8 protein-coding genes are annotated in these 22,857 nt (G+C 67.4%); 6 read left to right on the top strand and 2 right to left on the bottom strand.

Translation table 11 applies throughout. From position 1 onward, the window contains the following. The first annotated feature begins 105 nt into the window (after positions 1 to 105). From O0880_RS13810 to paoC, 5 genes are all read left to right on the top strand, one after another. Positions 106 to 12,726, top strand: coding sequence for a filamentous haemagglutinin family protein (locus tag O0880_RS13810; protein ID WP_289886967.1), 12,621 nt, complete (start codon positions 106 to 108; stop codon positions 12,724 to 12,726). Further along, positions 12,723 to 13,433 carry a sigma-70 family RNA polymerase sigma factor gene (locus tag O0880_RS13805; RefSeq protein WP_289886966.1) on the top strand — a complete coding sequence of 237 codons (711 nt, stop codon included), beginning with the start codon at positions 12,723 to 12,725 and terminating at the stop codon, positions 13,431 to 13,433. The genes O0880_RS13810 and O0880_RS13805 overlap by 4 nt, the downstream gene beginning before the upstream one ends. Positions 13,434 to 13,541: 108 nt before the next feature. After that, complete coding sequence (paoA, locus tag O0880_RS13800) at positions 13,542 to 14,210, top strand: aldehyde dehydrogenase iron-sulfur subunit PaoA (RefSeq protein WP_289886965.1); 669 nt, start codon at positions 13,542 to 13,544, stop codon at positions 14,208 to 14,210. Then, positions 14,207 to 15,175, top strand: a complete 969-nt coding sequence (locus tag O0880_RS13795; RefSeq protein ID WP_289886964.1) for a xanthine dehydrogenase family protein subunit M — start codon at positions 14,207 to 14,209, stop codon at positions 15,173 to 15,175. The genes paoA and O0880_RS13795 overlap by 4 nt, the downstream gene beginning before the upstream one ends. A 4-nt stretch (positions 15,176 to 15,179) precedes the next feature. Next, positions 15,180 to 17,384 (top strand): aldehyde oxidoreductase molybdenum-binding subunit PaoC, encoded by a 2,205-nt coding sequence (paoC, locus tag O0880_RS13790; RefSeq protein WP_289886963.1) that lies wholly within the window; start codon positions 15,180 to 15,182, stop codon positions 17,382 to 17,384. Positions 17,385 to 17,502: 118 nt separating this feature from the next. On the opposite strand, the gene O0880_RS13785 is transcribed toward paoC, so the two are convergent. Then, complete coding sequence (locus tag O0880_RS13785; RefSeq protein WP_289886962.1) at positions 17,503 to 18,867, bottom strand: serine hydrolase domain-containing protein; 1,365 nt, start codon at positions 18,865 to 18,867, stop codon at positions 17,503 to 17,505. 294 nt (positions 18,868 to 19,161) lie between these two features. Between O0880_RS13785 and O0880_RS13780 the strand changes: the two genes are divergently transcribed. Further along, positions 19,162 to 20,370, top strand: a complete 1,209-nt coding sequence (locus O0880_RS13780; RefSeq protein ID WP_289886961.1) for a hypothetical protein — start codon at positions 19,162 to 19,164, stop codon at positions 20,368 to 20,370. Positions 20,371 to 20,411: 41 nt separating this feature from the next. Here the strand turns inward: O0880_RS13780 and O0880_RS13775 are convergent, their stop codons facing one another. Beyond that, complete coding sequence (locus O0880_RS13775; RefSeq protein ID WP_289886960.1) at positions 20,412 to 22,832, bottom strand: TonB-dependent receptor; 2,421 nt, start codon at positions 22,830 to 22,832, stop codon at positions 20,412 to 20,414. Between the last annotated feature and the right edge of the window lie 25 nt (positions 22,833 to 22,857).

Here is a 22,857-nt window from a genome sequence, read left to right as displayed (position 1 = left end):
TCAAAAAACATTATCCCTTCCGCCATCCAGCTACGTCATGGAGGTGTGGACGCTTGTGCGACAGCCAGGCTCCGTTCCCTTCTCTCTAGCCAGGAAACCATTGCCATGACCAAGCTTCACACTGCCCAGCGCCCCGTCCCGCACGTTGACACGGGTGCGCAGCGTTGTTCCACGCTGGGCAGCCGCTTGCGGCTCACGCCGCTCGCCTATGCATTGACCACCATGCTGATGGCGGGCGCCTTCACGACGCCGGCGCGCGCGCAGCAGGCGTTCAGCGGCGGCTGGTTCGCGGCCAAGGGCGCGGCGCAAAATACGGCTAGCACGGCCGGCCGTTTGCCGAGCGGCCAGCCGCTGCCGCAGGGTAGCCGGCCCGAGGGCCAGCAGGCGAATCAGCAGTTACAGCGTTCGCTCAACAATCTGCACCTGGCCGCGCGCGCCATCGCCGCGCAGCAGGCGGTCCAGGCGCAGGCGCGCCAGCAGGCGGCGGGCGTGCCCGGCGCGCCCGATGGCCTCGTGAAAGGCGGCTTGCAGGTCGACACCAACAGCCTGACGGCCGGCTGGCTCAACGCCCAGGCGCCCGTGCAGACGGTGGCGGCGGGCAAGACGGCCGTGGTGGTGCAGCAGACGGCGGACAAGGCCATCCTGAACTGGGAAACGTTTAACGTCGGCAAGGACACGAGCCTGACCTTCCAGCAGCAAAAGGATTGGGCCGTGCTGAACCGGGTCAACGATCCGCTGGCCCGTCCCAGCCAGATCCAGGGCCAGATCAAGGCCGACGGCACGGTGCTGATCGTCAACCGCAACGGCATCGTCTTCAATGGCGCGAGCCAGGTCGACACGCGCAGCCTGGTGGCGGCCGCGGCCCGCATCGGCGACGCGCAATTCCAGAAGGACGGCATCTACAGCCCCGGCACGGCCGGCGCCGCGACGTTTACCGAGGCGGCCGGCAAGGTGCAGGTGCTGGCCGGCGCGCGTATCAGCAGCAGCGCGCCCAAGGGCAGCACGGAAGGCGGCGGTTACGTGATGCTGCTGGGTAAGGAAGTGCACAACGGGGGCGAGATCAGCACACCCAAGGGCCAGGCCCTGCTGGCCGCCGGCGACAGTTTCAGCATCAAGAAAGGCGTGGGCACGGACGGCAACCCCTTGTCGACCACGCGCGGCAGCGAAGTCACGCCCCAGTTCGCGGCAGGCAGCACGGCGGGCAAGGTCGTCAACACGGGCCTGATCCAGGCGCGCGAAGGCGACGTAACGCTGGCGGGCCGCGAAGTGCGCCAGGACGGCGTGCTGCTGGCCACGACCACCACGGCCACGCGCGGCACCATCCACCTGAACGCGCTGGGCAGCGACGCCGGCGTGACCCTGGGACGGGGCGCCGCCACGACCATCGTCATCGAGGACGACGGCAAGACGACGGCGCTCGACAGCCAGCGCGACGCCATGCGCGGGCCGGCCGTGGCGACGGAAAACATCGCCGCCGTGAGCGACCGCCGCGACCAGTCGCGCATCGAAATCGGCAGCGCCGGCACGGTGGAGTTCCTCGGCGATTCGCTGACCCTGGCCACGGGCGGCCAGATCGCCGTCAACGCGGCCAGCCGCAGCCTCGTGCGCGACGGCGCCCGGCTCGACGTTGCCGGCGCCGTCGGCGTGAAGGTGGCCATGGCGGCGAACAATGTCGAGATCAATGTGCAGGGCAACGAGCAGCGCGATGCGCCCGTCAACCGCGACGGCAAGGCCTTGATCAACAACAGCATCTGGGTCGACCGCCGCAAGCTGGTGCTGCTACCCAAAGGCACGAACGGCTACGACAGCGACCGCTGGTACACGGCCGGCGGCTTGCTGGAGGTGGCCGGTTACCTGGGCACGCAGGGCCACTCCGTCAGCGAATGGATGGCGCAGGGCGGCACGGTGACCTTCGGCGGCCACGATGTCGTCACGCAGCTTGGCTCCAGCATCAACCTGTCGGGCGGCACGCTGGACGTGCAGACGGGCGCGTTGCGCCAGACCTGGCTGACAGGCGCGGACGGCAAGCTGCACGAGGCGGGCAGCGCGCCGGCCGACCTGGCGTATGCGGGCGTGTACAAGGGCTACGAGGAAGAGCATGCGCGCTGGGGCAAGGATGCCAGCGCGTTTTACGCCAGTCCATTGATCGCCGCGCAACAGCGGCTGGAAAACGGCTACACGGTGGGGCGCGATGCGGGCAAGCTGGTGGTGGCCACCGGTTCGGCCGTGCTGGAGGGCGGCATCGCGGGCGACGTCTTCCAGGGCGAACGCCAGACCCAGGCGCCGCAGGCGCTGCTCGACGGCTACCAGCAGTCGCAGCTGGCGGCCGCGCAGCGGGGCCAGCTGATCGTCGGCCAGTACCAGCCGATGTTCGACAAGCGCACGGGCGTGCTGCAGCATGCGCTGTCGGCCGTCATGGACGAGGTACGCCTGACGCGCGTGCAGGATGGCATCGCCGCCGGACTCGACGTGGACAGCGTGCTGGCGCCCGAGCGCCAGGGCAGGCTGCTGCTCGACACGGGCTTGCTCAATGAGCAGCAGCTGGGTGCCATCCGCCTCGCCGCGAAAGGCGCGATCACCATCGACAGCGCGCTGCAGGTGGCCGATGGCGGCAATATCACCGTGTTCGGCAAGGACGTCGCCATCAATGCCAGCCTGCGCAGCCGTGGCGGCAGCATCGCGGCCGGCAACGTGCTGAACCAGGTCGGTGCGCTGGGCATGCTCGATACCTACGTCAATCCGGGCGCGCCCCCGGGCACGCTGGTGCTGGCCGACGGCGTCACGCTCGATGCCAGCGGCTTGTTCAGCAACGTGCTGCGCGATCCGCTGGCCGCCGCCGGCCTGCCTTACGTGAACGGCGGCAGCGTGTCCCTGCGCGCGTTTGGCGACGTGCGCGTCGGCAATGGCAGCCTGGTCGACGTGAGCTCCGGCGCGGCCATCCTGGCGCAGGCGAAACAGCAGGGCGGCAAGGGCGGCAGCGTGACCCTGGCCAGCTATGGCGCGAAGGCCGACCTGGCGCTGGGCGAAGGCGCGCAAGTGCGCGGCCATGGCGTGGCGGGCGGCGGCAAGCTGGAATTGCAGGCCAACAAGATCATGATCGGCCCAATGGAAAAACCCGAGGCAGGCACCGTGCAGCTGGGCGGCGGCTTCTTCGACAAGGGCTTTTCCAGCTACAGCCTGGTCGGCAAGCAGGGCGTGACGGTAGCCGACGGCACGCAGGTGGACGTGCGCATGCCCGTGCTGCGCCTGGTGGACAATGAAAAACTGGCCCTGTGGATGCCGGAACAGGTCACGGAAAATCCGCTGAAGGGCGCCTTGACGCAGCGCAAGGGCGCCAGCCTGGCCCTGCAGGTGGGCGACATGCAGTCCGGCGCGGCCGACATGGCCATCGCCGAACTGCTGGTGGGCAAGAATGCCGTGGTCAGCGTCGATGCGGGCCAGTCCATCAAGCTGTCCAGCGTGGGCCAGCTGACGGTGGAAGGCCGGCTGAACGCCTGGGGCGGCAAGATCAGCCTGGGCGGCGTGGGCGTCGACAGGCCGGTCGCCGAGGCGGTGGAGGCGGCCGGCCATGGCCGCTCCATCTGGCTCGGCGAGAACGCCGTGCTCGACGTGGCCTCGCGCGCCGTCAGCGCCACGGATGCGCAGGGCCGGCGCTACGGCAAGGTGGTCGATGGCGGCAGCATCGTCGTCGGCGGCGAGATCGACCATGCGCAGGGCAGCACCTCGGCCGCCAGCCTGTTCGTCGTCGTGCGCGACGGCGCCGTGCTCGATGCGTCCGGCGCGCACGCCGTGCTCGATGTCGATGGCGACGCCATCGACGTAGCCAGCGCAGGCGGCAGCATCGCGCTGGCGTCGAACAATGGCCTGTATCTGGACGGCCAGCTGCGGGCCAGGGCCGGCGGCGCGGGCGCGGCGGGCGGCACCCTGTCCGTGGCCACGGGCACGCCCGAATACCTGAAAGTGCTGGCCACGCCCAGGGTGCTGCAGGGCCGCCAGCTGCGGCTGACGCAGCGCCAGGCGGCCAGCGACCTGGCTGACAAGGTGACAGCCCGCGACGGGGCGCAGGCGCTGCAGTACGGCCATGGCCGTTTTTCTGTGGAGCAAGTGGAAGCGGGCGGTTTCGGCAACCTGGCCCTGCTGGGCGCCGCCAGCTTCGATGGCGACGTGGCGCTGACGATGCAGCAAAGCTTCCAGCTGTACGGCGCGCCCGTGCTCTCGCCCGGCAGTTCGCCCGATGCGAAGGTCAGCGTGGCGGCGCCGTATGTGCGCCTGGCCAGCATCAGGCCGGCCGGCCGCGATTTCTATACGACGCCAGGCAGCGCAGGACAGTCGCCGGTCGCCAGCCAGATCAGCATTGCGGGCGACCTGATCGACGTGCGCGGCATGGTCGACGTCGCGGCCAACGACGTGCGCCTGACCAGCCGCGGCGACCTGCGCTTCCTGCTGTCGCCGCTGGGCTGGGATGGCAACCAGCCGACGACCGTGCTGTCGGCGCCGGGCGACATGACCCTCAAGGCGGCCCAGCTTTATCCGGCCACGGGCGCCGGCGCCGCCGTGCGCGTGGGCATGGACATAAAAGATGGCAATATCGTCTACGACCCCGAGCGCAGCCTGACCATCGCGCGCAGCACGGACAGCATTCCCGCCGTGCCGTACTCGGCCTTTGGCATGCTGCAGCTGGGTGCCGCCCATATCGAGCAGGGCGGCATCGTGCGCGCGCCGCTGGGCCTGCTTAACCTGGGTCTCAGCCTGCGCGCGGACGAGAATAGCCTGAGCATCAATTTCTTGCCTGGCAGTGTTACTTCCGTCAGCGCCGCCGGCATGGTCATGCCGTATGGCGGCACGGCCGATGGCCAGAACTGGAACGTCGACGGCAAGAAGACGGAGTTTCTCGGCGTCGGCGGCAGCAGCGCCAATGGCGCCATGCGCATCGGCGTCGATATCGCCAGCGTGGCCGTGGCCGTCAAGCCGGGCGCGCTGCTGGACCTGTCCGGCGGCGGCGAATTGACGGGCGCCGGTTTTGTCGCCGGCCGCGGCGGCTCCACCGATGCGCGCTACCATCCGCTGCTGCAGGTGGGGGCGAACGGCGGCTTTGTCTTGCCGGGACTGGCGACCAATCCCGTGTACGCCATCGTGCCGGGCGTGCAGGCGCCGCAGGCGCCCGTGGGCGGCGACAAGGGCGCTGCCGACCCGGCCGTGGGCCGGCAGGTGACGATAGGCAGCGGCGTGCCGGGCTTGCCCGCCGGCACCTACACCCTGATGCCATCGACCTACGCCTTGCTGCCGGGCGCCTTCCGCGTGGAACTGAACGGCCTGGCGGGGCAGGCGAGTGGCGGCGCCCCGGCGCAGCCGCTGCGCAACGGTTCCTGGGCCGCGCCCGGCACACTGTCGATCGCCGGCACGGATATCCGCGCGCCGCTGGCCAGCCAGCTGATACTCACGCCGGCCAAGGTCTTGCGCACGTATTCGCAGTACAACGAAATGGGCTATACGGCGTTTGCCCTGGCCGACGCGCAAACGCGGGGCATTCCCCGCCCGCTGCTGCCGGCCGATGCGAAGACGTTCAAGCTGCAGCTGGCGCCCGGCGCCGGCATCGATTCCTTCCAGTTCGAGGGCACGGGCAAGTTCGGCGCGGCCACGGGCGGCTTCGGCGGCACCGTGTCGGTGATCGCGGGCGGCCCCGAGGATCTGGAAATCATCGCCGACGGCGCGCCCGCCACGCCGGATTTTGGCGGCGTCACGCTGCGTGCCAGCAGCCTGAACGCGATCGGCGCGGCGCGCATCGTCATCGGTTCCACGCCCATCATCAATTACGGACAGGGCGGCAACTACATCAGTTTTGGCACGGCGCAGGCACATAATATCTACCTGCGCCGCGGCGCCATCCTGGCGGCGCCGGAAGTGATGCTGCTGGCGCGCGATCCCTGGAATACGGAATGGACCGCCGGCCTGATCGATGTTGCGCCCGGCGCGGGCATCAACACGCTGGGGCGCGGCAAGGCCGCCTATGACTCCAACGACGGTTTTATCTACCAGAGCAACGAGGGCATCCACATGCTGGCCGCCTCGAACGGCTTGATGAATGTGACCCCGGTCGGCGGTTCGGCGCGCGGCGGCATCAGCATCGGCGTGTGCGGCGACGCCTGCGCCGGCACGGCCAGCCTGTACTCGGAAGGCACCTTGCTGATGTCGACGAATGGCAGTTTTGAGCTGGACAACTCGGCCCGCTACGGCACGCGCAACCTGAGCCTGGCGGTGGGCGCCATCAACATGGGCAGCAGCGAGGCGCTGGCGGCGGCCCAGGCCAGCGGCACGCGCTCCAGCGGCCTGGCCATGAACCAGGGCGTGCTGGAGCGCCTGCTGCGCGGCGACACCAGCACGGGCGCGCCGGCCCTGCAGGCACTGATGCTGAGCGCGGCCGACAGCGTCAATTTCTATGGCGACGTGGTGCTCGATACCTACGACAAGACGACGGGAAAGTCCACCCTGGAGCGCCTGGTGCTGACCACGCCGGCCATGTATGGCCAGGGCGGCGACGACGCGGTGGCCACCATCCGCACGGCCAACTTGATCTGGGGCGGCGCCCTGTCGCCGGCCGGCAATGTGATCACGCATGGCGCCGGCACGGGCAGCGGCACCCTGAACCTGGAAGCGGAACGCATCGATTTCGGCTTCGGCCCGTTCACGCAGCCGGCCGGCGTCGCCTCGTTCGACCGCCTGGCGCTGGGCTTTGCCAACGTCAACCTGAAGGCCGGCGGGCAAGTCACGGCCAACCACAAGGGCAGCCTGTCCGTCTACCAGGCGCAGGACGGCTATGAGACGGGCAAGGGCTACCAGTACAGCGGCGGCAAGCTGAACATCATCACGCCGCTGCTGACGGGCGACGCCGGCTCCGTGCACAGCTATACGGCGGGCGGCGCGCTGACGGTGGCGGCGCCGGCCGGCGTGGCGCCGGCGGCACCCGTCAAGAACAACGATGGGCTCGGTGCTCAGCTGAGCCTGAAGGGCGACAGCGTCAGCGTGGCCACGGCCGTGGTGCTGCCGAGCGGCAAGCTCACCGTCAGCGCGCAGCACGACATCACCGTGGCCGACGGCGCCCGCCTCGACCTGGCGGGCCGCAAGAGCACTTTCTTCGACGTGGACAAATACAGCTGGGGCGGCGACGTGACCCTGGACAGCCGCGCCGGCGACATCCGCGCAGCAAGCGGCGCCGTGATCGACCTGTCGGCCGAGCACAACCGCGCCGGCAGCCTGAAGGCGGTGGCGCTCGACGGCGGGGCCGGCATGGTGGATTTGCTGGGCAAGATACTGGGCGGCGCCAGCGGCAGCTACGACGCGGGCGGCACCATGGTGCCGTACAAGCAGGGCAGCGTGGACGTGCGCGCGCAAACCCTGGGCGCGGGCGGCAACCTGGACAGCCAGTTCGCGTCGCTGAACACGCGCCTGACGGAAGGCGGCGTGACGGGCGCGCGCAGCTTCCAGCTGAAACGGGGCGACTTGACGATAGGCAATGAGCTGAAGGCGGGCGAGGTGCAGGTGTCGGTCGACAATGGCCGTCTCACCGTCGCTGGCGTGATCGATGCCAGCGGCGAGCGCGTGGGCAGCATCCGCCTGGCCGGCAAGCATGGAGTGACGTTGGCCGGCAACGCCGTGCTCGACGCGCATGGCACGGTCTTGCGCGTCGATAGCTATGGCAAGATCATCGACAGCCCGAACCGGGCCATGGTGGAACTGAATGCGGGCGAGGGCGCATTGAACCTGGCCGGCGGCGCGCAGATCGACGTGCGCCACGGCACGGCCGCCGTGGCCGGCAAGGGCAAGGGCGAATACGACGGCGCCGCGCGCGGCACGCTGGAATTGAGCGCGCCGCGCCTGGGCAGCGGCGGCGCGCGCACGGACGTCGACGCCGCCACCTTTGGCGACATCGCCATCGCGGCCGGCGGCGGCCTGACCATCCGCGGCGCGAAGTCCATCGCCGTCAACGCCATGCAGCGCTACGACGACGCGGCCTACGCCATGACGCCCGATGCCAATGGCGTGCTGGCGCCCGACCTGTCGGCCGGCGGCCGGCCGTACCAGGTGATCAACCAGGCTTACCTGGACAGCAAGCACGGGGACAGCGCGGCTTTCATCGACGCGGCGCTGGCCAACACGAACTTGCGCAACGGCAAACTGGCGGGCCTGGCCACGGCCGCGTATGCCGATGCGCTGCATGTGCGTCCCGGCGTCGATATCGCCAGCAGGACGGCGGACGGCGACCTGGTGGTGCAGGGCGACGTGGATCTGTCGGGCATGCGCTACGCCAGCCTCAATCCCCGCTTCCAGCGCACGACTGTGCGCGGCTCGGGCGAGGTGGGCAGCCTGCTGCTGCGCGCCGGCGGCGACCTGAGCATCTACGGCAGCATCAACGACGGCTTCGCGCCGCCGCCCGCCACCAAGGACGAGAACGGCTGGCGCCTGCTGCCGGGGCGCGACATCAATGGCAGCGACGTCATCGTGCCGGGCAAGGGCGTGACCGTGGCCGATGGCACGCTGTTCCCGGGCGGAATCGCGCTCAATTACGACCTGCCCATCAAGGGTTTCAACCTGATGGCCAATACGCGCCTGCCCGTGGCCGTGACCCTGGACCAGGCCATGATCGTGCCGGCCGGCACGGTGCTGGCTGCTGCCGTGCGCGACAGCGCCGGCAAGATCGTCCACGCGGCCGGCAGCCTGCTGGCCACGGAGCAGACCTTTACGGCCGGCATGCGCCTCGACGCCGGCAGCGTGCTCAAGCAAGCGGTGAAAGTGAGCGCCATGACCTGGCCCAAGGGCGTGCCGCTGCCTGGCGTGGCCGGTGAACGCTCGGTCTTTGTACTCGATGGCAACCTGGCGCTGGCCGTGGGCTCCCTGATCCCGTCCGGCACCGACGTCAAGCTGTTGCCCAATGTGGCGGCAATCGAGCTGCGTCCGGAAGTGGCGGGCAGCCAGGGCAAGCTGTGGGCCATCGCGCCCATGCTGGCCGAAGGTTCGCAAGCGTGGGGCATGCGCCTGGTGGCGGGCGCCGACCTGGACGGGGCCGACACGCGCAGCGTGCAGGCGCATCCCGCGCGCGGCACCCTGCGCCTGGCCGACAGCCACTACGGCATGTATGGCGTGCTGGTGCCGCCGAAGGGCGTGCAGTACTGGAGCAAGGAAGCGGGAGAGCAGGGCATCGAAGGCATCGTGGCGGGCGAACCGATCTCCGAGGAATTTCTCAATCAGAACGGCACCACGATTGCGAAGTTCTGCGCCGACACCGCCAGCTGGTGCGATCTGAGGGTGTCCTACGTGTGGACCAAAGAAGGCGCGGAAGAGTTTGCCGACCCCAGAACCAAGGAGGGCGACCTGCTCGATCCGGTGGCGCTTGGCTGGCCCACCATTTGCGAGGAAAATCCCACCTGGTGCGGCACGCCGAACCCCACGTTCGACTACAAGGCGAGCAGCCTGCGCCACAGCGTGCTGCGCACGGGCACGGGCGACCTGGACCTCGTCAGCGGCGGCGACCTGCGCATGGACAGCCTGTATGGCGTGTACACGGCGGGCATGTCGTCTTCGCCGACGGTGGCCGGCGATCCGTACAACCTGCCGCGCTCGCGCAATGCGAACGGTACTGTGCTGGGCAACCCCGACGGCGCGCATGAACGCCTGGTCGATGGCGGCGCCGACAGCATCTACCGGGCATGGTATCCGGACCAGGGCGGCAATCTGCTGCTGAAGGTGGCGGGTAACTTGAGCGGCGCGTTGATCAACGCGGCGAGCGCCAACAACGAACGTCCCGTCAGCAAGGATGGCCTGGCCGATTCGGTGCCGGTGGGCAACTGGCTGTGGCGCCAGGGCAGCGGCGGCGTGGCCACGGGCGGCCCGGCCCAGCCGACGGCGTGGTGGATCAACTTCGGCAGCTATATGCGCCGCGATACCCTGGCCGACACCGTGCTGGGCTTTACGGGCTTCGGTACCCTGGGCGGCGGCAATGTGCGCGCCGAGGTGGCGGGGGATGCGGGCGTGCAGACACTGCTGACGGGCAGTTCTTACAACGCCAGCATCAATCCCCGTTCGCAGGGCTTGCTGCTGGCCGTGGGCAGCACGGGCCGCGTGCAGGCCGACGGCAGCCTGCTGCTGACGGGCGGCGGCGACCTCGACCTGCGCGTGGGCGGTGCGCTCAATCCCGCCAGCACGCCCGGTGGCGGTTATCTGAATGGCGCGCTGGTCGACTTGCGGGGCCACGCGGAAACGTCGGCCGCACAGCTGGGCAGCCTGGCGCTGGAGTACGGTTCGCAGCCTACCCAGCACGTACCGCTGGAAACGCGGGCCTATGATGCCTTCACGGCCACGCGCGCCACGCCGCGCGGCGGCATGCTCCTGGTACCCGGCGACGCCACCTTCAGCGTGGCGACCCTGGGCGACCAGGCGCTGCAGGATGTGGCCGACCCCGGCCGCGCGACCCTACCCAATGCCACGCCATTCACCGGCCCGTCCGGAGAGCAGGGCTATGGCTACAGCTGGTTCAGCCTGTGGACGCCGCGCACGGCGCTCGACCTGTTCTCTGCCGGCGGCAATATGACTCCCCTGAGCGGGTCGCTTGGCACGGCCACCGACCTGGCCATCGTCTACCCGTCCATCGTGCGGGCCGCGGCGCCGCATGGCAGCTTGTATTACGGCAAGGCAGTTGTCGACTCGAATGGCGCCACCAGTTATGCTGATCCGCTGGTGCTGGCGCCATCGCCCAATGCGCAGCTGCAGTGGCTTGCCGGCGATTCCATCTATGCGGGCGGCTATGCCGTCAGCCAGTCCGGTGCCGCCGCCGACAGCATCGTTACGCCGTTCAAGCCTGGCTTTACGGGCTGGGATCTCAGTACTTACGTGACCAATCCCCTGGCTGCCAATGTCTCTAACAAGGGGACGCCAGCAACGAAATGGAACTTCCCGCTGTTTGCCTTCGGACCGAATTCCTCGGCCGGCCCTGCGAACAGCGGTACGCAGGCCGCCCGCATCTATGCCGCCACGGGCGACCTGGTGGGCGTGAATAGCGGCCGCATCATCGAGTTCACCGATGCCGCGCATGCGGGCATCACCTGGTACGAGGGGGCGCAACCCGTGTGGATGAAGGCGGGACGCGATATCGTCAGCAGCGGCACGGCGCAGCTGGAAGCCCTGGATGGCACCGCCGCCGGCGAGATGCGCTTCAGGATACTCAGCAACCTTTTCGTGCACAACAATGCATATGACGTATCGGTGGTCTCGGCCGGGCGCGACATCCTGGGCAGTTCCTTCAACGTGGCCGGTCCCGGCACGCTCGATATCAGCGCGGGCCGCAACATATTGATGCAGGATAAAGGCAGCGTCGTCAGCCTCGGTCCCGTGGTGGCGGGCGACAAGCGCCCGGGCGCCGGCATCGCCATGCAGGCGGGCGTGGGCGCGGCCGGCCTCGATTACTTGCGCTTCGTCAAGCCGTATCTGGACCCGGCGAACGTGGCGCAGAAGGGCGTGCCGCTGGCGGACCAGGCGGGCAAGGTGGTGAAATCGTACGACAGTGAGTTGGCAACCTGGCTCGGTGAGCGCTACGGCTTCAAGGGCACGGCGGCCGAGGCGCTGGCCTTTTACCTGGCCTTGCCCGAGCCGCAGCAGCGCGTGTTCGCCCGCACCGTGTATTTCGCGGAACTGAAGGCAGGCGGGCGCGAGTACAACGATGCGGACAGCTCGCGCTATGGCAGCTTCTTGCGCAGCCGCAACGCCATCGCGGGCCTGGCGCCGGCCACGGACGCCAGCGGCAAGGCGATTTCGTATGCGGGCGATATCGTCATGTACCGCGGCACGTATGCCGCCTACAACCCGATTTCGCTGAACTATGACCGCATCGTTCCCCGCAGCGGCTACGTGCACACGAATTTCGGCGGCGATATCGCGCTGCTGACGCCGGGCGGCCAGCAGGTGTTGGGCATCGAAGGCGAGGCGCCGCCGTCGACCTCGGGTGTCATCACCAAGGGCGGCGGCAATATCGACCTGTTCTCGCACGGCAGCATCCTGCTGGGCCAGAGCCGCATCATGACGACGTTTGGCGGCGACATCCTCGCTTGGTCGTCGACGGGCGACATCAACGCGGGCCGTGGCTCGAAGTCGACCATCGTCTACACGCCGCCCAAGCGCGTGTATGACAACTGGGGCAACGTGACCCTGTCGTCCGACGTGCCCAGCACGGGCGCCGGCATCGCCACGCTGGCGCCGATCGCGGAAGTGCCGGCCGGCGACGTCGACTTGCTGGCGCCGCTGGGCACCATCGACGCGGGCGAGGCGGGCATCCGCGTCTCGGGCAACGTCAACCTGGCCGCGCTGAAGGTGATGAACGCGGCGAATATCCAGGTCAAGGGCGAAGCGAAAGGCATGCCGACGGTGGCGTCCGTCAACGTGGCGGCCATGACGAACGCCAGCGCGGCCGCTTCCCAGGCCACGGCGGCGGCGCAGGACGTGGTGCAGCGCGAGCGCGCCGCCACCCGCTCGGCGCAGCCATCCGTGTTCACGGTGCGCGTGCTGGGCTTTGGCGGCGACGCGCCGCCCGACAGCGCGCAAGCGGCCCCGCTGGACGGCGCCCGCATCGAGGCGGCCGACTACAACCCGCGCAGCGCCGTGCGCGTGCTGGGCCTGGGCCCGCTGCCGGAATCGGCCACGCGCCAGTTGACGGCGCAAGAGCGCAGCAGGCTGTCGCCATGATGGCCGGCATGGTGGAAATGTTGCCATTGCGCATGGCAGCGGGCGCTGTGGGGCATGCGCGCATGGCCCGCTGCTGGCCAGCCATGCGGCCCCGTCTGCGGGCCGCCAACGACATGGCGTCGGCGCCAGGGCCGGGCGCGCAGCTGCAGGCGGTGTTGGAAAGCCATTACGCGGGCCTGCACCGTCGCCTGACGCGGCATCTGGGCTGCGCCGAGCTGGCCAGCGACAGCCTGCACGACGCCTGGCTGCGCCTGGGGGCGGGCAATGGCGCGCCGCTGGCGCACAGTCCCGTCGCCTATGTCTTCCGCGTCGCCTGCAATGCGGCCACGGACAGCCTGCGCCGCAACCGCGCCTGGCTGTATGCGGACGCGGGCGATGGGGAAGAGGAGGGCATCGAGCGCCTGGCCGATGCGGCGGCGGGGCCGGAACGCCTGGCCGAACTGCATGCGGACCTGCGGCGCCTGGCGCAGGCCGTCGAACTGTTGCCACGGCGCCACCGGCAAGTGCTCGAAGCGCTGCGCGTCGATGAGCTGACCCGGCAGGAAGTGGCCGAGCGGCACGACATGTCGCTGCGCAACGTCGATACGGCCCTGCGCCAGGCGCTCGACCACTGCGCCCGCCACACGGGCTACGCGGCGCTGGGCGGCGTCGGCACGCCCCGGCGCAGTTTGCGCGTGCGCCAGGGACAGGCGCAAATGGGGAGTTAAGCGGAGTTCTGCGTACGTTCGCGTACAGACGCGTACATGTCCTGCCGCCAGACTGGCACTTCGGGCCTGCATGCGCCCACCCAGCCAACTGCCAGGAGGAAGCGCGACATGAGCGAGATCAAGCAGGTCCATCGTATCGATACAGGCCGGCGCGGCTTGCTGATCGCCGGCGCCCTGTCGGCCACCGCCGTGGCCGTGCCCGGCGTCACCGGCGCGGCGGAAGCGGTAAAAACGGCCGCCCAGGCCGGCCAGGCGCCGCCGCCCGTGTTGATGAACGTCACGCTGGAGGTCAATGGCCAGCGCCACAGCCTGGAACTGGACACGCGTACCACCTTGCTCGACGCCTTGCGCGAACACCTGCACCTGACGGGCACCAAGAAGGGCTGCGACCACGGCCAGTGCGGCGCCTGCACCGTCATGCTTGACGGCCAGCGCATCAATGCCTGCCTGACCCTGGCCGTGATGCATGACGGCGCCAAGCTTACCACCATCGAGGGCCTGGGCACGCCCGACAAACTGCATCCGATGCAGGCAGCCTTCATCGCACACGACGGCTATCAGTGCGGCTATTGCACGCCGGGGCAGATCTGTTCGGCCATCGCCGCGCTGGGCGAAATCCGCCAGGGCATCCCCAGCCATGTCAGCGCGGACCTGAACGCGGCGCCGCAGGCGACGCCCGAAGAGTTGCGCGAACGCATGAGCGGCAACCTGTGCCGCTGCGGCGCCTACTCCAACATCATCGATGCCATCGCCGAGGTGGCGGGGAGGCCGGCATGAGAGTGTTTACTTACCAGAAGGCCGCCACGCCGGCCGAGGCAGCGGCGGCCGCGCTGCGCACGCCGGGCGCCCGCTTCATCGCCGGCGGCACGAATCTGCTCGACCTGATGAAACTCGAGATCGAGACGCCCGCGCATCTGATCGACGTCAATGGCCTGGCCCTGGACAAGGTGGAAGCAACAAACGATGGCGGCTTGCGCATCGGCGCCCTCGTGCGCAATACGGCGCTGGCGGCCCATGCCACGGTGCGCCGCGATTACGGCGTGCTGTCGCGCGCCTTGCTGGCCGGCGCGTCGGCGCAACTGCGCAACAAGGCGACGACGGCCGGCAACCTGCTGCAGCGCACGCGCTGTCCTTACTTTTATGACACAAACCAGGCCTGCAACAAGCGCGTGCCGGGCAGCGGCTGTTCCGCCATCGGCGGCTTCAGCCGGCCGCTGGCCATCGTGGGCGGCAGCGATGCCTGCATCGCCACGCACCCGAGCGACATGGCCGTGGCCATGCGCGTGCTCGACGCCAGCATCGACACGGTGCGCGCCGACGGCGCCGTGCGCACGATACCGATCGCCGACTTTTACCGCCTGCCGGGCAATACGCCGCACGTGGAGACCGTCTTGCAGCCAGGCGAACTGATCACGGGCGTGGTGCTGCCACGGCCGCCGGGCGGCACGCATATGTACCGCAAGGTGCGCGACCGCGCCTCGTACGCGTTCGCGCTGGTGTCCGTCGCGGCGGTGATCTTGCCGGACGGCACGGGCAGGCTGGCCCTGGGCGGTGTCGCGCCGCAGCCGTGGCGGGTTGCGGGCGCGGAACAGGCCATGCCCGATGGCGCCGCCGCCGTGGCCCGGCAGTTGCTGGCCGGTGCCAGGCCGACGGACGACAATGGCTTCAAGGTGACCCTGGCCGAGCGCACGATAGCCTCCGTGCTGAGGGAAGCACAAGCAGTCCAAGCGAAGAAAGGCTAGGGCCATGAAATTCACGACACCTGCGACCACCAATCCCATCGACCAGCTGAAAGTCGTGGGCCGGCCCACGGACCGCATCGACGGCCCCCTGAAAACCACGGGCACGGCGCCGTATGCGTATGAACAGCACGCCGCCGCGCCGCATGCCGCCTACGGCCATGTCGTCGGCGCCGCCATCGCCAAGGGCCGCATCGCGTCCATCGATACCGGCGCCGCGCGGCGCGCGCCAGGCGTGCTGGCCATCGTCACGGCTGAGTCGGCGGGCAAGCTGGGGAAGGGCAAGATGAATACGGCCCATCTGCTGGGCGGCCCGGACATCCAGCATTACCACCAGGCCATCGCGCTGGTGGTGGCGGAAACCTTCGAGCAGGCCCGCTCGGCCGCGCAGTTGCTCGACGTCACATATGTGGAACAGCAGGGCGCATTCGACCTGGCCAAGGCCAGGGGCGGCGCCAGCAAGCCGAAAGACGGCAAGCCCGACAGCCGCGCCGGCGATTTTGCCGGCGCCTATGCCAATGCCCCCGTGCGCCTCGATGCCATGTATGCGACGCCCGACCAGTCGCACGCGATGATGGAGCCGCACGCCTCGATTGCCTCCTGGGAAGGCGACAAGCTGACGCTGTGGACGGCGAACCAGATGGTGGACTGGGGCCGCGGCGACCTGGCGCGCACCCTGGGCGTGCCGAAAGACCAGGTGCGCATCGTCTCGCCCTACATCGGCGGCGGCTTCGGCGGCAAGCTGTTCGTGCGCGCCGAAGCGTTGCTGGCGGCGCTCGGTGCGCGCGCGGCGCAGCGTCCCGTGAAGGTGGCGCTGACGCGGCCCCTGATGTTCAACAACACGACGCACCGGCCCGCCACCATCCAGCGCCTGCGCATCGGCGCCACGCGCGACGGCAAGATCACGGCCATCGGCCATGAATCGTGGTCGGGCGACTTGAAGGGCGGCCAGCCGGAAACGGCCGTGCTGCAGACGCGCCTGCTGTATGCGGGCGCCAACCGCATGACGGCCATGCGCCTGGCCGTGCTCGATCTGCCGGAGGGCAACGCCATGCGAGCGCCGGGCGAGGCGCCGGGCTTGATGGCGCTGGAAATCGCCATGGACGAGATGGCGGAGAAATTGAAAATGGATCCCATCGTCTTGCGCATCCTCAACGATACGAAAGTGGATCCGGAAAAGCCCGGCCGGCCGTTTTCCCAGCGCCGCCTGATCGACTGCCTGCGCACGGGCGCCGTGGAGTTCGGCTGGAAGGAGCGCCTGGCGCAACCGGGCGCGCGGCGCGACGGCCGCTGGCTGGTGGGCATGGGCGTGGCGGCCGCCTTCCGCAACAACCTCGTCATGCAGTCCGCCGCCAGGGTGCGCCTCGACGGCAAGGGCATCATTACCGTGGAGACGGACATGACGGACATCGGCACGGGCAGCTACACCATCATCGCCCAGACGGCGGCCGAGATGCTGGGCGTGACTCTGAACCGGGTCGTGGTGCGCCTCGGCGATTCGGATTTCCCCGTCTCGGCCGGTTCGGGCGGGCAGTGGGGCGGCAACAGCTCGACGGCCGGCGTGTACGCGGCCTGCGTGCGCCTGCGCCAGGCCATCGCCGGCAAGCTGGGCTTCGACGAGAAAGACGCGCGCTTTGCCGACGGCCAGGTGAGCCAGGGCGAGCGCAGCGTGCCGCTCGCTGCCGCCGCCTATCATGGCGACGTCGTCGCGGAAGACCACATGGAATACGGCGACCTCGACAAGAAATTCCAGCAATCGACGTTTGGCGCGCATTTCGTCGAAGTGGGCGTGGAGCGCGACACGGGCGAAGTGCGCGTGCGCCGCATGCTGGCCGTGTGCGCGGCCGGCCGCATCCTCAATCCGAAGGCGGCGCGCAGCCAGGTGATCGGCGCCATGACCATGGGCGTGGGCGCGGCCCTGATGGAAGAGCTGGTGGTCGACCAGCGCCGCGGCTACTTCGTCAACCACGACCTGGCCGGCTACGAAGTGCCCGTGCACGCCGACATCCCGCACCAGGACGTCATCTTTCTCGACGAAACGGACCCCATGTCCTCGCCCATGAAGGCCAAGGGTGTGGGCGAGCTGGGCATCTGCGGCGTGGCGGCCGCCATCGCCAATGCCGTGTACAACGCGACGGGGGTGCGCGTGCGCGAGTATCCGCTAACGTTGGACAAGCTGATTGGCAAGCTCGATGGCAAGCTGACGGCGTAACCGGACGCGTGGGGAGCATGGCGCGATGGCTGCGCCATGTCACCTGGCATCGTTTCGCACCGTCGGGTGTTTTTTCCTCCGCGGCGTGACGGAAACGCTGTACTTGGGGTGGCCCGCGCTATCGTAAAAGACTGCTATTCATGACGATTTCTCTTATTTTTATCTCAAAATAGTAATGCAGGGCGCTGTCTTCGCTGTACTGGTTTTCCAGGACAATCACATCGACATCTTTCTCAGGAAAATATACCTTGATCGATGCGAATCCCAGGCCTTTGCCAGAGTGCCCTATGTATGTGACGGGCGTCTTGTCGCTCACATAGACACCGTACCCATAGCCATGTTTTTCGCTGCCAAAAGCCACATGCTGGCTGGAGATGTCGTAACTGGTCATCAGTCGATAGGTCTCCGGCTTTAAAATTTTTCCCTTGTGAAGCTTTTCATCCCAGATATTCAAGTCCCTGGCGTTTGAAACAATGCCACCTGCTGGAATGAAGCTGATCCAGCCTTTTCCCTGCACTGGATGCTCGCGCAATTCGAAGGCGTTTTTCGCATTGACATAGCCATTGATGACCTTATTGCTTTTGTTTTCCTCATAGCAAAAACTGTTTTTCATGCCCAGTTCCTTGAACAAGTCATTGGCCGCCTCGATATACGTTTTGCCGGAGACTTTTTCAAAAATACTGCCCAGCATGCTGTAGGTGGTCACGCCATACAAAAAGTCCGTTCCGGGCTTGAAATTCAGTGGCTGGTCGATTGCGCTGATGCCTGCCGAAAAGTTGAGCAACTGATGCACGGTCACTTCGTCGGCCCAGGCTTGCGGCAAGTCAGGCAAGTACTTTCTGACGGGACTGCGCAAGTCTATTGTGCCTTTTTCAACTTCTCTTAAAATCAGCACCGCCGTAATTTGCTTGCTGTTCGACATGATCCTGAAGTTGTCTTCGGGCGTTAATGGGGTTTTATTTTTAATATCCGCATAGCCGTAGGCTTTTGAGTATTTCGTTTTGCCATGTTGCGTGATGAGGACGACGCCATTGAAATTTCTTGGACTGGTTGCTTGTATCAGGCGGTCAATTTTGGCGGAGTAGTCATCTGTCTTGGCTGCCGACGACCGATCGCCGGCCTGGGCATGCACGAAGCTGGAGAGGGTCAATACAAAAGACATCGTCAAGATTGGTAGTGAAAAAATCGTTTTGCTGTCAGCGGAAGAAGTTTTCATGGGGGATATGGTGGCTTGGTTGATGGCAAAGGAAACGCTGCGCCGCTTGTGCGAATGAGGCTGGCGGCGGCGTCGATGACCTTGCCCATGCGTTCGTGCGCCTGCATGCATGGACGGGAAAGCGTTGCCAGTGTATGACAAGAACGGCAAAATTCGAAGACATGTGACGGCGGATTGCCCGCCTTGCCTTCCCCCCATGACGCGACCCGACCGGCAGCCTGCACACGGGCCGGCTGCGAAGTACCCGCGCACGCCGCTATCGCGCATGCTGCCTGGCTTTTTACCGTCAAGTATGACGTTGGGAAACTAATTTCCTCATGGTTACAATGTGAGTGTTTGGACATCACTTAAGTTGCTAGACTCAGCAACATCCCTCGCCTGAACGGCTTTTCGGTGGCGTTCAATCTTCGGTATCCGATGTTTTGAAGTGATAAGCATGTTGAGCTAATCCATGCACAAACTGTCGTATTTTCATTTGTTTTCCCCGCACCGCCCTTTGCTGGCGCCCTTCGTTGACGGCCAGCCCATTTCCGACTGACAAGCGAGTTTACGGAGGCATGCATGTTCAAGATACCGCAACGGTTGACAATACTGGCCACGATGTTCATCGGCGCCGGCCTGGCCCTGGCCGCGTCCGCCGCCCATGCGGCCAAGCCCGAGGCCGCCGTGACGCCTGGCGTGGCGCGCGTCGTCGACACGGCACGCGCCGGCCCGGTGAACGGCATGCAGATGAACTCCGACGAGTTCATCTGGCGCTTGTTTACCAAGTTCACGGCGCCCACGCCAGGCGCGCAGCCACCATCGGTGATCTTTGATACCTGGGCGTCGGATGCCGACACGTTCACGGCGACGCCCGCCTGGCCGAGTCCAGGTACGGCGCGGAAATTCCAGGCCAGCGCGTTGCTGAGGACGAAACTGCACGGCGGCGGTCCGGTCGATTTGCCTTGCATCGCGCCGGGCAATGCCGCTGCGGGCGGTTTTCCCGTCGATGGCACGCCGGTGCCCTGCATCGCCGAAGAGGTGAGGCGCAATCGTCCGCAGTTTGACTATATCAAGAAGAACGGCTTGCATACGCGGGCGGGCCTGGCCGCGGCCTACCAGCGCGCGCTCGATGTGCAGATGCCGACCGATGCCGTCTCCGTCAAGGGCGACTGGGTACCCGTGGATACCTTGCTCAAATGGATACCCGAGTTGCGCAGCCCGGAACGCATCCGCTCGCTGTACTACACCAGCGTGTCCGAGAAGGTGGAATATGCCTTGGTGGCCCTGCATGTGAGCAGCCGGCAGAACCCGAACTGGGTGTGGGGCACTTTTGAACACCAGAAAAATCCAGGCCGCTGCGACGACCTCGGCTGCTATGACAGCTTTGGCGCCGAGCAGCCCGTGGTGGCGCCCAACCGGCGCGCCATCAACACCCAGTACGGCGCCTGCGACAAGTCGAGCATGCTGCAAATGCTGATGACCCAGGCCAAGCTGTCGCCGGTCTGGCAGAATTACTGCCTGAAGTCGACCCAGGTCGACTATGTGACGGCCGACGGCACGCCGACCGCACTGGGCAATTCGGTCATTGAACGCGTGGTCGGCAATGGCACGGTGACGGCGTCATCCTGTATCGCTTGCCATGCGTATGCGTCGTACGACGCCACAGGCGCGACATCGCTGGGGGCCAAGGCCATGCTGCCCTTCAATCCGACCGGCGCGCCGATGCCAGCCGTCCTGAAGGGCTCCCGCAAATTCGACTTCATGTGGGGAGTGCTGCAGGCCAAGTAAGGGCGGCCATGCAGCGCCTGACGTATCGGTATTGATGCGCGTCAAAACCGGTACGTCAACGTCCCCCGCACACTGCGCGGCATGCCATACGTGCCTTGCGCATAGGTGTTGATGTTGATGTAGTGCTTGTCGAGCAGGTTTTCCACGTTCAGCTGGGCCGTCAGCTGGCGCGACAGCTGATACGTGGCCATCAGGCTGACCGTGCTGTAGGCTTGCTGCGTGATTCTTTCCTTGCCGTCCGGGCCCTCGTCGTCAAAGTAGAACTTGCTTTGCCAGTTGATGCCGCCGCCCACGGTGAGGTCGGGGCGCACTTTCCAGGTGGTAAACAATCGTGCCGTCGAGCGGGGCGACAGGGTGTTGATATCCTGCTGTTCGCGGTCCTTGGCGCGGAAGTGGCTGGCGCTGGCCGTCACGTTCCAGCCCGGCGCCAGACGACCCGACAGTTCTCCCTCGACGCCACGGCTGGTGGCGCCCCGCGCCGCGTAATACGCTTGCGTGGTGGTGCCGGGAATCCTGTGCGCGCCGTCCGGCTGGGCCAGCTTGTCCTGCCTGATCTCGAAGATGCCGATGGCGCCGTTCAACTGTCCACCCGGCAACTCGCCTTTCAAGCCCACTTCCATGCTTTGCCCCGTCAGCGGGTCCAGCCAGGCGCCCGTGCGGTCCTGGTTTTCCTGCGGGCGGAAGATGTCCGTGTAGCTGGCATAGGCCGAATACACGCTGTTCAAGTCGACCACCAGGCCCGCATACGGCACGAACTTGCTCTTGGCGAAGGCAAAGCGGGCGCTGCCATCGAAGCCGATGCGGTCCTTGTCCCAGCGGCTCAGGCGCCCGCCGACGATCAGCCGGGTGTGGTCGGCAAGGTTCAGCCGCGCCGCGCCATACGCCCCATATTGCTTGGTGGTATATTTTTCCGACAGCACGGGCTCGCCCCAGGCCGGCTGCGGGTAGCTGCCGTCCCAGGCGAGAAAATTGCCGATCGGCTCGGGATCGAGCGCTTCCTTGACGCTGAACTCGGCGCGCTGCAGCGTGTAATTGGCGCCGACGATGACTTCGTGCTGGCGTCCGCCCAGGGTGAACGGGCCGGACAGCTTGAGGTCGGCGCTGCTCTGCTCGCGCTGGCCGATGTAGCGGTTCGGATAGCCGAGCATGCCCAGACCCGTGATGCGGTCCGGCCGCTCGGCCAGGAACAGCAGCGGCGTGTCTTCCGTATGCTTGCTGTACATGGCTTGCGCCTGCGCCTTCCAGCCCTGGCCCAGCGCGTGCTCCACGGTGGCGTGCACATTCGTCTGCTCCGTGGCCCAGGCGGCCCAGCGCGGCGCCGTCGAGACGGAACGGTCGAAATCCGTGCGCGTGCCGTCGCTGTACCACAGCGGGAAGCCGCCCCAGTTGCTGCCTTTCGGGTCGTTCTTCTGGTAGCTGGCGCCCACGCTGGCCACCGTGCCGGGCGCCAGGTCCGCCTCGACGGTGGCATAGACGAGCTGGCGCTGGTTCGCATAGTGGCTGGTGAATGATTTGCGGTCCTGCCAGGCGCCGGCCACGCGGCCGCGCACGGAACCGTCGCCGTTCAGGGGCGTAGCCAGGTCGACGGTGCCGCGGTAATCGCTCCACGAACCGGCCGCCAGCGACAGCTGGCCTTCGAACTGCCTGGCGCTGGCCCGCTTGCGCACGAGGTTGATCGAGGCGGACGGGTAGCCGGCGCCCGTCAGCAAGCCCGTGGCGCCGCGCGTCACTTCCACGCGGTCATAGATCAACGAATCCATTTCCGACTCGCCGCCCGAATACTGCACTTTATACGTGGTGGGCACGCCGTCGTACTGGAAATTGTCGACGTCGAAGCCGCGCGCGGAAAAGGTGCTGCGCTCCGTGTCGAACTGGTTGACGGCGATGCCGGGCGTGTTGCGCAGCACGTCGCGCACCGTCAGCAAGTCCTGGTCATCCATGCGCTGGCGCGTGATGACGCTGACCGATTGCGGCGTCTCGCGCAGCGACAGCACCAGGCCCGTGGCGCTGGCCGTGGCCGGCGTCGTATAGGATCCCGTGCCTTCCGTGCTGGTGCTGCGCTCGGCCGTGGCGCGCACGGCGATGCCGGGCAGGGTGGCGGCGTCCGCCGCCGACGGCTGCTGGCGTACGGCGTAGTGGCCGCCGCCCTGGTCGATGGCGATCAGGCCGCTGCCGTCGAGCAGGCGGGCGAAACCGTCGGCCACCTTGTAATGGCCGTTCAAGCCGCGGCTGCTCAAGCCCGCGTACAGGCTGGCGGCGCCGGAAATGCTGACGCCGGCCTCGGCCGCAAACGCGGACAGGGCCGTGCTGAGGGGGCCGGCGGCCACCTGGTAGTGGCGCGCTGGGCCATCCTGCTGCAGCTGCTGCGCGTGCGCGAGCGGTGCCAGGGCCAGGCTGCCCAGCAGGGCGAGGGTGATGCTGGTGTTGCGGTAGTGCTTCATTGCGTGTTTCCCTTCGTTCATGTGTTGGTCCTGTGTGGATTGACGG

Origin of the sequence: Janthinobacterium sp. SUN118 (genome assembly GCF_030397695.1) — a bacterium.
Taxonomy (GTDB): domain Bacteria; phylum Pseudomonadota; class Gammaproteobacteria; order Burkholderiales; family Burkholderiaceae_D; genus Janthinobacterium.
Note: the sequence above shows the minus strand (reverse complement) of the source record. Positions and strands in the feature narration are given on the sequence as shown.

What these genes read in the sequence shown, in the direction of transcription:
- O0880_RS13785 (WP_289886962.1), bottom strand. Translation starts at nt 18,867, where the DNA reads ATGCGCGATAGCGGCGTGCGCGGGTACTTCGCAGCCGGCCCGTGTGCA.
- O0880_RS13810 (WP_289886967.1), top strand. Translation starts at nt 106, where the DNA reads ATGACCAAGCTTCACACTGCCCAGCGCCCCGTCCCGCACGTTGACACG.
- paoA (WP_289886965.1), top strand. Translation starts at nt 13,542, where the DNA reads ATGAGCGAGATCAAGCAGGTCCATCGTATCGATACAGGCCGGCGCGGC.
- O0880_RS13795 (WP_289886964.1), top strand. Translation starts at nt 14,207, where the DNA reads ATGAGAGTGTTTACTTACCAGAAGGCCGCCACGCCGGCCGAGGCAGCG.
- O0880_RS13780 (WP_289886961.1), top strand. Translation starts at nt 19,162, where the DNA reads ATGTTCAAGATACCGCAACGGTTGACAATACTGGCCACGATGTTCATC.
- paoC (WP_289886963.1), top strand. Translation starts at nt 15,180, where the DNA reads ATGAAATTCACGACACCTGCGACCACCAATCCCATCGACCAGCTGAAA.
- O0880_RS13775 (WP_289886960.1), bottom strand. Translation starts at nt 22,832, where the DNA reads ATGAACGAAGGGAAACACGCAATGAAGCACTACCGCAACACCAGCATC.
- O0880_RS13805 (WP_289886966.1), top strand. Translation starts at nt 12,723, where the DNA reads ATGATGGCCGGCATGGTGGAAATGTTGCCATTGCGCATGGCAGCGGGC.